The sequence below is a fragment of the Bacteroidia bacterium genome, assembly GCA_033391075.1.
In the GTDB taxonomy this organism is placed as follows: Bacteria; Bacteroidota; Bacteroidia; order J057; family J057; genus JAWPMV01.
Genome location: JAWPMV010000001.1, coordinates 5,798,129 through 5,813,980 on the forward strand (window position 1 = coordinate 5,798,129; position 15,852 = coordinate 5,813,980).

The following is a 15,852-nucleotide window of genomic DNA, read 5'->3' on the forward strand; positions in this document are numbered from 1 at the left end:
TATGCACATCCTGATAGTTGAAGACGAACCAATCATCGCTCGCAGGATTTCTCGTATCCTCCGAGAACAATTGGCCGAAAGCCCAAAGCAGATAGCCGTACGCCATCACCTGGAAGATGCGCAGGAGTATATAGCCGAAAACGAGATTGATCTCCTCTTTCTCGACCTCAATTTGCAAGGAGATAATGGCTTCGAAATGTTGGAATCGGTTTCCGCTGCCTCTTTCCATACCATCATCGTTTCCGCCAATAAAGATCAGGCCCTCAAAGCATTTGAATATGGGGTATTGGACTTTGTGGGAAAACCCTTCAATGAAGAGAGGTTGGCCAAGGCCTTGCGCAGGCTGCGAGGTACAGAAAGTGTAGATCAGCAAGGACGTAAATATCTATCCATCCAAAAAAGAGGGCGCCATGTCCTTAGAGAAATTGAGCAATTGATCTATGTGAAAGGAGCCGGCATCTATGCAGAACTTTTTTTCGAGGACGAAAGCAAGGAAATCCACAATAAAAATCTGGACAAACTTTCGCAGCTCCTCCCTCCCCATTTTGAGCGCATCCACAAATCCTATATCGTCAACAGCCAAAAAATCAAAAGTCTGAAGGCAGAAGCAGGCGGAAAATATACTCTGGAAATGGAAGGGGGAGCCTTGCTTCCGGTAAGTCGGAGTCGATATAAAGACTTGAAGGAAAAGTGGGCGATATAAAAAACTGCTCTTAAGACCTGCGGCATTACGAGTCTGTCCATCAAGTTACCCCTAAATTTTCTTAAACTTAATAGAGAAATCCCACAAAAAATCCCACTTTTAAGGGAATAAATCCTGGCTACAACCCATACTCCATGAAAAAAATACAAGGCGAAACCGTAAACTGGGGCATCATCGGTGTAGGTGATGTCTGCGAAGTAAAGAGCGCCCCGGCCATGAATAAAATTCCGGGCTCGCGCATCGAGATCGTCATGCGTCGCAATGCTGCCAAAGTAGAAGATTATGCTAAGCGACATGGGATAAGTCGATGGACTACGGATGCAGATGCAGTCATCAACGATCCCAAGGTAAATGCCATTTACATTGCCACTCCTCCACAATCTCATCGGGAATATGCCCTGAAAGCTGCTGCTGCTGGCAAGCCGGCCTATGTAGAAAAACCCATGGCTCGCACCTATGAGGAATGCAAGGATATGGTACTGGCTTTTGAGGAAGCTGAAATCCCGCTTTATGTCGCATACTATCGTCGAACTTTGCCCAATTGTTTATTTGTTAAAGAGCTTTTGGAGAAAGAGACCATCGGAGATATTCGCATGCTCAAAATCGAAATGGTCAAGCCTTTACAACCAGATCTGATTGCAAATTCGGAAGAGAATTGGCGTGTGGATCCAGAAATTGCCGGTGGCGGATATTTTTTCGACCTCGCTTCTCACCAATTAGATCTCATGGACTTTCTTTTTGGTCCTATCGGCTGGGTAGATGGACATGGAGGCAATCAGGCAGGTATCTATCCCGCCAATGACATCGTAGTATCTTCTTTTCGTTTTGAAAATGGGATCATGGGTACGGGAAGTTGGTGTTTCAATGCGGGGGCAAGTGGCCATAAAGAGATGACGGAAATCATCGGTAGCAGAGGGATCATTCGATTCCCCACTTTTGGTAAACCCTGGGTAGAAGTAGAGCTGGATAGTGGGGAAAAGGATAAGAGCCACTTCATCATGCCTCAACATATCCAACAGCCCCTGATCGAAAACATCGTTGCAGAATTATTGGGAAAAGGAACTTCTCCCAGTACAGGCCAAAGTGCCATACGTACCAATTATGTCATGGGCCAGATGATTGAAAAGGATTAGATTTCCACTCCCAGGATTTGCTCTGCTCCGGCTTTTAAACGAGCCAAGGTTTCGGATTGAATGTAGCGTTGCTGGTCAATCTGTTGTGGCATTCCTTTTCCACAGAAATAGCTATGAATCGCCCGTCTGGGCTCATTCGAAGCATTATTAGTTCCTCCATGCCAGGTATGCGAATTGAAAATGAAGACACTTCCTGCTGCAGCCTTGATGATTTCTTCCTCCGGATGACTTCTCCAGGGATCATCCATGACCTCCTCTGGGGTTTTCCCCCATAAATGTGTACCCGGGACTATACGTGTTGCTCCATTCGCAGCCGAAAAATCATCCAGCAACCAAATGGAATTACACACTTTATAGGCTCCGGGATTCACAGCCTCATGCCAATCCACATGCAGTTTCTGCAAGCCCATGCCCGGCTTAGCAGATCGATAGTTAAGCGAGCTCAGGATAAAGCCTTCGCCCAGTACATGATACATAGCTGCCAGGACACGCGGATGGGTGTAAAAAACATCGAATTCCGGCCCTTTATTGACCAGATCCGCCAGGCGATCCGCACCTGCTTCTTTGGGATGACGAATATGAGGGGATTCTGCCAGCTCTGCTCCCGCCTTTTCTCCTTCCTCCTGCAAGAGGGTCTGCACTCTTTCTCTAATAGTCTTTAATTCTACTTCCGACAATAATTGCCCCAGATTAAGGTAACCGTTTTGATCCAAAAATTGGATTTCATCTTGAGAGAGGGTATTCGATTTTACCCCCAAACTTTGCAATAGGGAGTTTACCATGATACAGGTATTAATGTAAAGAATAATTGCCGTCGAGAACCTTTAAACTTATATTAAAAAATTCCCACTACACATAAAAGCTCGTTCCAGTACTTTCAGTCTATATCTACCCGATCCATGAATCTAACTTTTACAAGCAACATCAAAAAGCGAGGCATCCTGTGGCTATGCCTCCTGGGAATCCTCACTACCTCCACATTCTATCTCTATGAAAGTCAGGAGAAGAAAAAACAAAGGGAAATTTATCAGCAAAAACTTCAGCCCAATGAATGGCAATTCAGACAGAGGGCTTACCCGTCTGGAGAAATAGACATGCAGGCTTATCAGAAAGCTCAAAAATTTCGAAAGCTGAAGATTGCACAAAAAAAACTCCAGACAAAAGATGGAATAGCCGAAAACCCATGGGAATTTGCCGGCCCCTTCAACATTGGCGGGCGGATCACAGATTTGGAAATGACCGCTAGTAGTCCCCAAAGGCTCTACGCAGCAGCAGCCTCCGGAGGAATATTCCTCTCGACGGATATGGGCGCCAATTGGAATCCCATTTTTGATGACGAAAACAGCCTCTCTATTGGAGACATGGCCATTGCCCCCAGCAATGATTCTGTGATTTATGTCGGTACAGGAGAACCCAATGCGGGAGGCGGATCTTTGGCTTATGATGGACTCGGGGTGTACAAAAGCACCGATGCAGGTTCCAGTTGGACTTCTAGAGGCTTGACTGAAATTGGAAGCGTAGGTCGGGTACAAGTTCATCCCGATGATCCCGAAACTGTCTATGTCGCAGCCATGGGGCCCTTGTTTAAAAACAGCCCGGACAGAGGGGTATATAAAAGCACAAATGGAGGATTTAGCTGGACAAAGGTTTTATACAAAAATGATTCTACGGGTTTCATTGACTTTGCCATTCATCCCGATAATCCTGATACGCTCTATGCGGCGGCCTGGGAAAGAATCCGTCGTCCGGATCGCCGGGATTATGGGGGAGCTTCTTCCGGCATTTGTCGCTCCTATAATGGAGGCGCCAGCTGGGAAGAACTGAATATAGGCCTGCCTCCTTATGGAGGAAGAATAGGAATCGCCATTTCCCCTTCTTCCCCAAATATCCTTTACGCTTATTTCGTAAATCCTGACAATGGTTATTTGGAGGGAATTTATAAGACAACAGATCATGGGGACAATTGGACTGCCATGCCGATCATGGGAATATCTGATGTTCCCTTTATGTGGTGGTTTGGGAGAATATTCGTCGATCCCCTCAATCCGGATATCGTTTACACCACAGCCCTCAATATGCATAAGTCCGTCGATGGAGGAAATAGCTGGACAGAAATCTTTGCTAATGCCCATGTCGATCAACATGCTATCGCGATCAATCCCCTCAATAGCAATGAGCTTTTTCTCGGAAATGATGGCGGAGTTTATTTCAGTGCGGATCAAGGCGCTACACATACGAAAATCAACAATCTTCCGATCACTCAATTTTACGCACTAGAAATAGACGAAAGTTTCCCGAACAGACTGTATGGAGGTACGCAGGACAATGGAACAAACCGGACACTTACGGGCTCGCTGGACGATTGGGAGAATATCTTTGGCGGGGATGGATTCTATGTGCTGGTCGATCCCAATGATAATAATTTTATTTATGCAGAAGCTCAGAATGGTTTCTTTGCAAAGTCCTCTAATGGAGGTACTACCTTCCTGTCTTCTTCTCTTGGTATTGTAGGTACCCGCAAAGGCTGGAATTCTCCTTTTGTCTTTCAGCCCAATAATTCCCGCATTTTATACTTTGGGGGGAGTAAATTATTCAAATCCACAGATCGGGCCGAAAACTGGACGCCCATCAGTCCTGATCTGACGCAAGGGCCAGGAATGGGCAATCTGACGGTCGGGGTATTAACCAGCCTGAGTGTTTCCTCCCAGAATACCCAAACAATTATCACTGGGGCCGATGATGGAACTCTCAGTGTCACCCGAGACGGCGGTACAAACTGGTCAAGCGTTTCTGATGCCCTTCCCGACCGTTGGATCACTCGCGTATTAGCTGACCCCTCTTTTTCCCGGGGGATTTATGCTACCTTCTCCGGCTATAGATTTGGAAGCAATGAGGGGCATGTCTACAAAAGCCTGAATTTGGGTTCAAGTTGGACGGATATCACAGGAGATCTGCCCGACATTCCCATCAATGATATCATCAAAACTCTTCCAGACAATCGCCTTTATATCGCAACGGATATTGGCGTTTATTTCTCCGAGAACGATGGCACAAATTGGGAGCTTTTAGGGCTGGGTTTGCCCAATGTGGTAGTTACCGACCTGGATTACCATGAAGCTAGCAATGTTCTGGTGGCAGCAAGCTATGGGCGAGGCTTGTACCGGATATCCCTGGAAGAAGGAATCGCCTCTTCTATAGAACCGAGCTTTCAGTTCCTTCCTTTACAAGCTTTTCCGAATCCCTCCACAGAGATCAGTAGCCTGCGACTCCATCTGGAAAAAGCCGGAAAATTCAGTCTCAGCATTCGAGACCTGCAAGGTGCCCTGGCAAAACCCATAGAAGAGCTGCTGCTTCACGCAGGGCGTCATGAGATTGAACTTACATTGGGAAAGCTGGCTGCCGGGATTTATCTTATTGAACTGACAGAAGAAGCGCAGGCATTGCGAGGGACTATTAAAATAATGAAACACTAATACTAGATGTCGCGAAAAAGAAAATTTTGGGGATGGGGGTATGAAGATTTCCCCCTCAGTCCGGGAATCCTGGAGAATTACACCAATATGTTGAAATTCAGTTTGGGGATAAAAGAGTTTGAAGATATACCGGAACCCAAAATTGAAAACCTGAACCTAAAGGAAGCTCGTTTCAGCCTTCCTGCAGAACTGGCCGAAATATGTTCTTCGGATCCCTTTGATCGGGCTTCTCATACCTATGGAAAGTCCTTTCGGGATGTATGGCGAGGATTGATGGGGCGATTTGAGCATGCGCCGGACTATGTAGCTTTCCCCAAAACAGAAACAGATATTCTGGCCCTAATGCGTTTTTGCAGTGCTGAAAATATTTCCCTCATTCCTTTTGGGGGAGGTTCAAGCGTTGTAGGAGGGGTAGAGCCCAGCCAGACTGATAAATATACGGGAAGCATCAGTCTCGACATGAAGCACTTTGATCAGATCCTGGAAATTGACAAGGCCAGTCGATCGGTGCGCGTGCAGGCAGGAATTTTTGGGCCAGCACTTGAACAAGGCCTAAAGGCTCATGGACTGAGTCTCAGACACTATCCGCAGAGCTTTGAATTTTCTACGGTTGGTGGTTGGATCGTCACTCGATCCGGAGGTCATTTCGCTACGCTTTACACCCATATTGATGAATTTGTCCAAAGCGTCCGCATGATCAGTCCCAGCGGAATCATGCAAACCCGCAAACTTCCCGGATCGGGAGCAGGGCCAAGTGAAGAACGCCTCCTTTGTGGATCAGAGGGAATATTCGGAGTGGTAACAGAAGCCTGGCTACGGGTCCAGGATATTCCGACCTTTAAAGAAGCTCAGACCGTAAGTTTTGATTCTTTTGAAAAAGGAGTAGAAGCTTGTCGGCAAATCGCTCAGTCTGGCCTCAATCCCAGCAATGCTCGCCTGGTAAGTCCCCTGGAGGCTTTGTCAAATGGCCTGGGTAAAGGAACAGACACGGTTTTGATTCTTGGCTTCGAATCCCATGACCATGAATTGGGAAAATGGATGGAACGAGCCCTTGAGATTTGTAAAGAGCTGGGAGGATACTGGAAAGTAAAAGAGAAGAAAACAGGAGCTCCAAGGGATAAGGCAGCCGATGCCTGGAAGAAGTCTTTTTTGCAAGCGCCCTATATGCGAGATGAATTGATCAAAAAGGGGATGGTGGTTGAAACCTTTGAAACTGCGGTCACCTGGGATCAGTTTGATGCTTTCCATAAAGGAGTCGAATCCGCTACCCTGGCTGCTTTAAAAGAGCATTGCGGAGGGGGAATTGTCACCGTGAGATTCACGCATTTGTATCCGGATGGACCGGCACCTTATTATACGGTAATTGCAAAGGGGGAAAAAGGTCGTCAACTGGAACAATGGGATTTCGTAAAAAAAGCCGCTTCAGATGCCATCATTAAATATGGAGGAACTATCACCCATCACCATGCTGTGGGCAAGGATCATCAGCCATTTTACGAAAAGCAACATAGCGCAGCTTTCAAGACGGTCCTGAAGAATGTCAAAAAGGGATTTGATCCGGCAGGAATTTTGAATCCGGGGGTTTTGTTGAGGGAGGAGGATTTGGAATAGAGATATGGTGTTTTAGTGTTGTGGTGTTATAGTTGGTTTTTTTGCGAAGCTTCAGACTATTAACAACCCTTTCAAGGCTCTATCCCACAAATCGATATCCTACACGATGAACCGTAAGGATATGTCTGGGCTTGGAGGGAATTTTTTCGATCTTTTGTCTGAGTTTGGTGATGTGGGTATCAATGGTTCGCATGGAGTACAGATGATCATGTCCCCAGATATCCTGAAAGATCTCCTCTCGGCTGAGGATTTTCCCTTCATGATGAACCAGATATTTGAGGAGGAGAGTTTCCTGTTGAGTCATGCTTAGGAGCTCGCTTCCTTTGGCGATTCTTTGCTCCTTAAAATCGATACGAATTTCTCCTAAATGATAGACTTCTTTATAGCCTTTATTAGCTTTCCCCCTTCTTAAAACAGCTTCTATACGGGCCAGCAGTTCCATCAAATCGAAGGGTTTGCTGAGATAATCATCAGCTCCCGTCTTCAGTCCTCTGATTTTATCTTCAGTAGCATCTCTGGCGGTAAGCATGATAATGGGTACACTATTGCCCTTTGCCCGAAGCTGCTTACATAATTCTATTCCACTCATTTTCGGCAACATCAGGTCCAACAAAATCAGGTCAACATTTTCTGTTTCGATCAGTTCCATCGCCCGGAAACCATCCTCTGCAAGCAAAACCTCATAGCCTTCAAACCGAAGATTCTGATCAATCAGGCTCCGTAAAGAAGGATCATCCTCCACGCAAAGAATATGTTGTTTAAGCAGTTTATCCATCTGTTTCAACAATTGGAAGTTGTATGCTAAAGCGACTACCTTTTCCTTCTTCTGATTTTAGGAGAATTTTCCCTCCATGTGCCTCCACTATTTTTCGGGCAATAGATAAACCCAATCCATCTCCTTTTATATCATGGGTATCTACTTCTACCGCTCTTACAAACTTCTCAAAAATATCTTTTTGCCTATTCAAGGGAATGCCTATCCCCTTATCATGTAAGGAAATCAGCAGCTGCCCCGATCTTTCCTTTAGCTCAACAAATAGTTCTTTATTTCCTCCACTATACTTCAAGGCATTATCCAGCAAAATATCTAACACATCTTCCATAGCCTGTACATCCATTTCGACATAGGCTGTTGGGAAAATCTGGTTGTGGTTCAAATTAAATCCCTGCAATTTCACTTTCTCCCTCACCGGTTTTAGCCAGCTTTTCATCCAATCTCCCGCTTGAATACGTGCCTTGCGATACACTTTTGTTCCGGACTCCAAACGAGCATAATCCATCAGTTTATGGATCTTCTGCTCTAATTTTCTACTTTCCTTATCGATGATCTCTATTGCCATTTCTTGCTCTTTTTCGTCCTTCAATCTTCCCAATCGCATTCCATCATTTGCCAATTTAATTCCACTGAGGGGAGTCTTTAATTCATGCCCTACATTCGCTAAAAATTCCCGTTTGAAGGCATCCAGTTTTTGAGCCCGTAGCTGGATGAAATAAAGTGCAAGAATCAGCAGGATCAGGATTCCGAAAACCAGACAAAGAAGCCAAATATTTCGCCGATATAAGGAAGTTGCTACGGCATCGGCATCTTTCCCCAAAAAGCCCATTTCTATCTGATACCATTCCCAATAAGGACTGATGTCGCGCAAAGAAATTCTGGACGAACCTTTTCCGCCGAGCAGTAAAGCAGAATCATACACTTTCCGCCCCTCCTCATCTCTGATATGTATATGCAGGTAATCTTTACTAATTCCATCTATTCGCCCTAAATCCGGGCCAGATAAATAACTGCTGAAAAAGGCAGGGAATAATTCTTTTTCCAGGTATAAAGCCGATATTTCAAAACCGACAAAGCCCTGAAAACTATTATTTTCTTCCTCAAAAAACGGATGCAAGGCAAGGCGAGTAGCAGAAGAGAAAGAGCTTTCCTTTAAGAAAAAAGTGAGGGTACTATCTATGCTATTGGCCCAAAATAAGGACAAACTATCGTTCCAGGGTTCGTAGACAGCTGCTACTCTTTTGCGGAGAGTCCTTGTTGTATATTCATCCAAAGGCTGGTTTTCTTCAGCTGTAAAAGGCAGAATTCTCCAAACTTCCTGACTTGAATCCGGCAGTAGGACAAAAGGAGAAACTGCAAGATTTGATTTTTCCCTGCCCAGTCCCTTTTTCTTCTTATCTACCCACGCTATCGCAACTTGCTTGATTTCCTTTTCATAGGCCCTGCTTAGGGAAATTGCAAGCGATCTATTGACCTCCTCCAGGCCTGCCGATAAACCTGCTGAAACCTGCTGCCGAATTTGCGGCAACTGATATAGCTGGACCCCAAAGATTCCCAGAACCCAAATGAGAACAAATAACAGCAGCCATTTTATACGTGCGCCCAGCTTCATACTGAAAAATCACAGAATTTTACCTTCAAAACAAAGATTTAACAACTTTGACAAAACTTGACACTAGATTTACAGCAGTGATTACATGAGTCTCTAGATTTGAAGCATGAGATCTCAACCAATATTCACTAAAAAACAGAAATCATGAAATCAATCATTGTAGGGCTCTTGAGCCTGCTTGTCCTTACAGCATGTACTGTCCCCAGTCCTTCTGACTTTGAGAGCGCAAATAGTCCCTTAGCAAAAAACGAATTTATCGCTATGTGGCGGATTCCGGGAGAAGGTTCTATCCGGGAATCTTATAAACAAGAGCAGAGTCATTTGGAGGAGATGGATAAAGTTCTTCAGCCTTTCTTTCAGCAGTTGATCACTCAGGTATTTAAAGATGCGAAAGATGGAAAGCTCCAAATTCAGGAGGCAGAAGACATTATGGATCTCGAAGAAAAAGTAATCGAGGACTTACCCAGTAGAATGTCCCGAAGATTCGGAGCTACTTATCAAAACCTTAAGCCTTTTATGGGTGCCATTCACATTATTCAGAAAAGAAAAGAGAATGCGAAAGGATTGCCGGGGAATGATCTCGAATTGATGCTCATTGAGCAGGATCCGGAAGGCCAGGCTCCCGAAGCCTATTTCGGAGCCGTAAAAGTATCCGATTTGCAGGAACTCGACTATAGCTTCGAAATAGAAGGAAATACCTATGACCTATCCAGTTTCATGGATAGATACAAAGAATTTGTCTATCCCATCTTTTTCAAAAACACAGAACGGGAAGTCGGCCTGCGTTCGCTGGATCAGGCATTTAAGATGAAACAGATCGTACTTGATGGAGAATGGAAGTCTATAGAATGGCTGAATGATGAGCCCAATTTAACGGAGCATAGGGCAGTCAAGCTATCAAGCAATGATCTTTCTCGCTTTAGTGGGACTTATATATTCAAAGAAGGTGCAGGCTTCTTTTTTAATCCTGGTGCAAAGGATGTACGGGTTGATATAGAAGCAGAGAAGGAACATCTCTCCCTAAGCTGGGATGATGGAGGGCCTTTTTATGGCATCTCTTTTTTCCCCAGTGCAAAGGATCATTTCTTCACGGTATATGGGGATCAAGTCAGTTTTTTCACAGAAGAATCGGGAAAAGCAGGAATAAAATATACAGACTTTAATGGCGAGGCATCCATTGCCTATAAGCAATAAATTAACCGATAGAAGGCAGGGACTAAGCTCTGCCTTCTGTCATTTCTATTTTTCTCTCTACAAAGATCCCAACGACTGCCTTTAACTTGCGTTCAAGTACTTATACACCAAGACTTATGGACGCTACTATACTTTCCTGGATCAATCCGCTCCGCGATAAGAAATTATTTAAGCTCGCCTATCTGGGCCTGAAAATTGGTATGGGCTTGACCTTTATCATCTCCGGCCTTCGAAAAATGCCGGGAGTTAAATTCACCACCTTACCCATAGAAAATCCCGTGGGTGCCTATTTTCAAGCCATGCACGACACCGGTTTTTACTGGAATTTCATCGGCTTCTTTCAAATCTTTCTCGGCCTGCTCATTTTCAGCAAGCGATTTAGCGCACTGGCATCTCTACTTATGATGCCTGTTACAGTCAATATCTTTTTGGTTTCTCTGGCCCTCAACATGAGAGGCACACCTCTCATCACAGCTTGTATGCTGCTGGGGAATGTGGCGCTGATCCTGTGGCATTATGAGCGTTATTTGCCCATGGTGAGGAAGGAAGTGCTGTAGTGAAGCACAACTGCCGCACTAAAACACCACAACACTTCCCCAACCGAATTAGAAACTCAAAAACACCGCATTCCCCAACAAGAGTTTCCCCACATGCCAGAAGCTCCTGAAATTTGGGTCTTCCGGAAAATAAACGATGGTTCCTCGTCCCAAGGATTCCGTTCCGAATGCCAGGGTATTCGCTACTTTTTCTTCGAGTTTTGCTCCGGTAAATCCACTAACGGCCTCGGCTGATTTATAGGCCCCGACATTCCAGCCATCTTCCATATAGGGGTAAATACTGGAACTTTGTTTGATGAGATGCATTTTTGAACCCAAACCGAAGGCAAGGGGATGAGAATCATCCAGGCTGATTTCATACACACTACCTGGGGCAGATTCTGTTACGTATGCCTTTACCTGATCTTCATACCTTTTGAGTTTGGAATCAGGAGTTGCTGATTCGGCCTCCTTCGCCTCCTTTTTAGTTTGCTTCGAATTATAGGCTGCCAGAGAAGATGAAAGAGCGGTTCCTTGTTCATCTTTCCCGAATCGACTAAATATTCCCATCGCTCTTTGAAGCGCAATTACTTTTCCTCCTCCCCTTACGAATTCCAATATCTGGTTTTTAAACCTTCCATAAGAACCTGAAGGCAGCACCAGCACATCGTATTCCGATAAATCTACTCCTCCCAAATACTGCGTATTGAGCACATCTATCGGATAGTTGATGTCCTGTTCAAAGTAGTACCAAAGATTGCCAAAAGCAGTTGGAGAAATTCCCTCTCCATTTACTACAGCAACTTTCGGAATTCCTATCAATCTCACACTTCGGGAACCAAAATCTTTTCCTTTTTCTACCCGACCATTTTGGGTGATTTGCATAGCTTTTCCCTGATCGGCTGCTACGCTCTGTACTTTTTCGACAAAATCAGCCTGGGGATTGTCAGCACGGGTAATAATAAGGGTTCCTTTTCCAAAGGTTTTTCCTCCCAGACTAAATGGCTCACTGGCAAAACGACTCTTGATCCCTTCATTGGCCAGGGCTGCGAGTAAAGCCACATCTGAAATATCTTCCCATTCGGCTACAAAGGCATACACCTTTCCATTCACCGAAGTTCCCGCCTGTCTATTTTGAACCTTTCTTTCTGATAAAGAAATCCGGTCAGTAGTCGCATAAGATTCCAAACCATAGGCAAAAGGCATCGCCCAGGCTGTGAGGTCATAGGTGATCGAATCTTCTATCTCGGGTTTAGGCTCGAATAATGCCTGTACCAGTCTCGACCTGGCCTGGTAAGCTGATATGACAAGATCACTTTCTTCTAAATCAAAAATCCGATTCCCATCTTCCATAAAAGCATATCCTTGCATGCGGTTTGCAGATTTTGCGGGATATCCGTACTGGATTTGGTTGCGATCCAATAAGGTCTTCAGCGCACTTAGACGAGAAGCATCATTGCCTGCTTTTATGACATAGGCTTTGTACTCACCAAAAGGATTGGTTCTTGCCTCTTCAAAATATTTTACAAACTCATCTACCATTCGATCTTTGTTCTTAACGGCCGTTTCTATCGTAGAGAGACTGGTAGTAAAGTGATGGGCGATTCGATCAGACAGTTTCAGTTCTGTACCATTGTTGATTTCGATGCCCAGGCCTCCACGACCGCCACCACCTTGCTCATAGGTAAGCCCAATTGCTCCTTGAAAAGTAGGCCAGGTATCTCCATAACTGGGGTAAAAAAGATCATAAACTTCTTTGGTGAAATAGAGCCATCCTTCCCGATTGAAATAGTAGGCATGATTTTCACCCAAGGCTTCGTGAAACTCTTTTTGCCAATCTGTAATCAGATTGTGCAGAGGTTTGGAAGGAGGGGCAAAAAAGTAGGGAGAATTGGATCCCATTTCGTGAAAGTCAATGTGTACATGCGGCATCCATTCCTGATACCTTACTGCTCTTTCACGACTTTCTTTCTGACTCTGCCAGGCCCAATCTCTATTTAGGTCAAAGAGGTAATGATTATACCTGCCGCCTGGCCAGGGTTCTCTATGTTCCCAGGAGCTTCCATGGGGATTATAGGTTTTGTTTCGTGCCTGTTTATACCAGTTGACATATCGGTCCCTTCCATCCGGATTGATACAGGGATCCAGGATGACAATCATATCTTCCAGCCAATTGGCCGTATCATTTGTTACCAATTGATAGAGGGTTGCCATTGCGGCTTCTGTAGAAGAGGTTTCATTTCCGTGAATGTTATAGCTCAGGTATACAATCGGCACCTTTCCATCAGCTTCTCCCTCCATCAAACCAATACTTTTGAGGTGATCGGTCCGAATCTCTTCCAGGCGATCCATATTCTTTTTCGAACTCAATACAGCGGTCAGGAGTTTTCGGCCTTCATTGGTACTTCCATAAGGCTGGATAAGCACTTTTTCAGAATTATCGCCTACATATTCAAAATAAGAAACCACCTGATGGTGCCAGGTGAATTTTTCGCCCAGTTGGTAGCCCAGGAATTCTGCAGGAGATTGAAGGCTTTGGGCAGATAAGAATAAAGGACTCAGTAGTAGAGCCAGATAGATAGTTAGCTGTAGTTTCTTCATCGTGTGTATCGGATTTGATCCAAAGTAGAACAATTTTGAAGAAAATCTAATGCCAATTGGGCGTTGATAGGAGTAGAGTCACCGAATTGAGGAGAGAAGCATGCGATCATAAACTCAAACAATACCGGCATTGCGAGTTCTGATTAAGGACGAAGTAGCTCCTTGGCTATAAGTAGTTTTTGGGATTAAAGGAGATGGCTTCGCCGGAGATTCCTGTTCACAATTACAGCTGCGCTGAATTTCTTTTTGAATCCTTCCGCTCATAGCCTTTTTTCCTTTATGTAAAAAAAGGGAAACGACCTGCCTGGCCAAACTAAAAAAGACTTGTAGGGCGCATTTCCATAAATCGAGCATTAAGGGAAATGGAGCTTGCACGAAAGGGTTCAGGGATCTCCCATGAATCCGTGGGGTTTTTACGCAAAAAAAAGAAAAAGACCACTAATTAATAAGATTTACTAAATAAATAATCCTCAAAACACAACTCTATCGTTGTGTTTTGTCAAAAAATATGGAATTATTTTCACTAAATAGTTGCATTATTAAATATTTCACCCTAATTTGCAATCATAAAGTTGGAAATCACCAAAAAGAACGCTTTGAAATCTAAAGATCCGGCAAGTCGAGATGAAGTAGCACGCTTTCTGGAAGTGTTTGTCCAACAGAAAAAAGAATTCGGAATACGATTCTACCAGCGGAAAAAAAATGTGCAGGCCCTGCTGGATTTGGAAATCAGTGCTCGAAGAAGAGAAAAAATATTAGAAAGTCTGCAGATAGAAGATTATTACAAGGGACCGAGGGAAGATGGAGTGAATAAAGGAGCCGAGTTTTGGGAATTTGGTGTATATCTCAAAAAAAAAGATGTCTACATCAAGATTTCCATCGGCCTGGGAGAAGAAGCGGTAAGATGCTTTTCCTTTCATGAAGCAGAAAGGCCCATAAAGTATCCCTACAAATAAATTATTAGAAGAAGAGAGCTGAGAGACAGCTGAGCAAACAGCAACAACCATGGACACAAGCACAACTAGAAACACACAGATCGCTCGCTGGACTCTCCTCCTTCCTCTAACAAAACCAAATGTATATGAAAGGTTCAACAGGAAATAAAAATTCGAAATTGATGCAGGAATGGGTGGAATACACATTCCGTAAAGAGCCCTTCAAGGTATTTGGCTCCTATTATGTAGATGAAAATGGAGAAGAATATACGACTACAGAGCTGGATGAATTTAAAGTAACCCAGGCACAAAATCTGTATCGTACCAAATATCACATTCCCTTTCCCGAAGAAATCAAAGCTATTCGTGAGAAGTACGGACTTTCGGCTGCAAAAATGGCAGAAGTACTGGATTTCGGAATCAATAGCTATCGACAATATGAAGACGGAGTGGTTCCCAGCCTCGCCAATGCCAAGCTCATTCGCCTGGCTGGAGAACCCAAACATTTCCTGGGATTTGTAGAGGAAAAAGAAAATATTTTTTCCCCTAATAGTTACCGCAAATTACTGGATCGCATACATGGGTTGATGGGAAGTAACAAACTGGAACAGGTCGTCAAATACATATGGAACTTCCACCTCGAGGCCAATGCCTTTACAGGATTTGTAAAGCCCAGCTTTGAGAAAGTCGCCCATTATGTGATCTATTTCGCCCAGCAGACCCAGCCGATGAAAACCCGTCTGAACAAACTCTTGTTCTATGCAGATTTTCTGCACTTCAAGCATACGGGCTATTCCATTTCCGGCTGCAATTACCGAGCGATTCCCTATGGACCGGTTCCCTCTCATTTCAGAGAACTTTTTGGCGTCCTGGAAACAGAAAAATATATCCAGATCGAAGAAGAATTATCTGATAGTGGACATATGGGTGAAAGGTTCCTGGCCCTTCAGGAATTTGATGCCAGTCTCTTCAGTGAGCAGGAACTGAAGCATATGGAAGAGGTAGTGGAAAGTATGGGTGAAATGAAGACAAAGGATCTCATTGAGCTTAGCCATGAAGAAGAAGCCTGGCAGGAAAATGAAAAAGAAAGAGAATTGATCGATTATCAAGCATATGCCTTTCACCTGAAAGGAATATAGACACAACACAATCAAACTAACAACACAGCACAACCCTGAAAAATTTTTTGTCCGATAAGTATTCATGCGTTTGATTGAGGGGAGAGCGAATTATTCGCCTCCCTTTCTTTTTTTGCCCTCCATCCCCAAAAGCTTACATC

General features: G+C 44.3%; 12 protein-coding genes. 8 read left to right on the plus strand and 4 right to left on the minus strand.

The genetic code is table 11. The annotated features are described in order from the left end of the window. Position 1 precedes the first annotated feature (1 nt). Positions 2-703, plus strand: a complete 702-nt coding sequence (locus R8P61_23020; protein MDW3649963.1) for a LytTR family DNA-binding domain-containing protein — start codon at positions 2-4, stop codon at positions 701-703. Between the two features lie 134 nt (positions 704-837). Beyond that, positions 838-1,836 carry a Gfo/Idh/MocA family oxidoreductase gene (locus tag R8P61_23025; GenBank protein ID MDW3649964.1) on the plus strand — a complete coding sequence of 333 codons (999 nt, stop codon included), beginning with the start codon at positions 838-840 and terminating at the stop codon, positions 1,834-1,836. Here the strand turns inward: R8P61_23025 and R8P61_23030 are convergent. After that, positions 1,833-2,618, minus strand: coding sequence for a phytanoyl-CoA dioxygenase family protein (locus R8P61_23030; protein ID MDW3649965.1), 786 nt, complete (start codon positions 2,616-2,618; stop codon positions 1,833-1,835). The genes R8P61_23025 and R8P61_23030 overlap by 4 nt on opposite strands. A 117-nt stretch (positions 2,619-2,735) precedes the next feature. Between R8P61_23030 and R8P61_23035 the strand changes: the two genes are divergently transcribed. Together R8P61_23035 and R8P61_23040 are read left to right on the plus strand one after the other, a co-directional pair. Then, a complete protein-coding gene (locus tag R8P61_23035; GenBank protein MDW3649966.1) occupies positions 2,736-5,309 on the plus strand; it encodes a glycosyl hydrolase in 2,574 nt (857 codons plus the stop codon). A gap of 6 nt (positions 5,310-5,315) precedes the next feature. Beyond that, on the plus strand, positions 5,316-6,920 hold the full coding sequence (locus R8P61_23040; protein ID MDW3649967.1) for an FAD-binding oxidoreductase: 1,605 nt from the start codon (positions 5,316-5,318) through the stop codon (positions 6,918-6,920). Between the two features lie 79 nt (positions 6,921-6,999). Here the strand turns inward: R8P61_23040 and R8P61_23045 are convergent, their stop codons facing one another. Further along, positions 7,000-7,695: a response regulator transcription factor gene (locus R8P61_23045; GenBank protein ID MDW3649968.1), complete on the minus strand. Its 696-nt coding sequence runs from the start codon at positions 7,693-7,695 to the stop codon at positions 7,000-7,002. Then, on the minus strand, positions 7,688-9,307 hold the full coding sequence (locus tag R8P61_23050; GenBank protein ID MDW3649969.1) for a HAMP domain-containing sensor histidine kinase: 1,620 nt from the start codon (positions 9,305-9,307) through the stop codon (positions 7,688-7,690). The genes R8P61_23045 and R8P61_23050 overlap by 8 nt, the downstream gene beginning before the upstream one ends. A gap of 144 nt (positions 9,308-9,451) precedes the next feature. Here R8P61_23050 and R8P61_23055 point away from each other — a divergent pair, with 144 nt between their 5' ends. Continuing rightward, complete coding sequence (locus tag R8P61_23055) at positions 9,452-10,501, plus strand: hypothetical protein (protein ID MDW3649970.1); 1,050 nt, start codon at positions 9,452-9,454, stop codon at positions 10,499-10,501. 116 nt (positions 10,502-10,617) lie between these two features. Further along, positions 10,618-11,058 (plus strand): hypothetical protein, encoded by a 441-nt coding sequence (locus tag R8P61_23060; GenBank protein ID MDW3649971.1) that lies wholly within the window; start codon positions 10,618-10,620, stop codon positions 11,056-11,058. Between the two features lie 48 nt (positions 11,059-11,106). On the opposite strand, the gene R8P61_23065 is transcribed toward R8P61_23060, so the two are convergent. Then, positions 11,107-13,638 (minus strand): M14 family metallopeptidase, encoded by a 2,532-nt coding sequence (locus tag R8P61_23065; protein MDW3649972.1) that lies wholly within the window; start codon positions 13,636-13,638, stop codon positions 11,107-11,109. A gap of 596 nt (positions 13,639-14,234) precedes the next feature. On the opposite strand from R8P61_23065, the gene R8P61_23070 reads away from it, so the two are divergent. Continuing rightward, the gene (locus R8P61_23070; GenBank protein MDW3649973.1) at positions 14,235-14,594 is read left to right on the plus strand and encodes a toxin; all 360 of its coding nucleotides are present in this window, start codon (positions 14,235-14,237) and stop codon (positions 14,592-14,594) included. A gap of 125 nt (positions 14,595-14,719) precedes the next feature. Continuing rightward, positions 14,720-15,712, plus strand: a complete 993-nt coding sequence (locus R8P61_23075) for a DUF4065 domain-containing protein (GenBank protein MDW3649974.1) — start codon at positions 14,720-14,722, stop codon at positions 15,710-15,712. Positions 15,713-15,852: the final 140 nt, after the last annotated feature.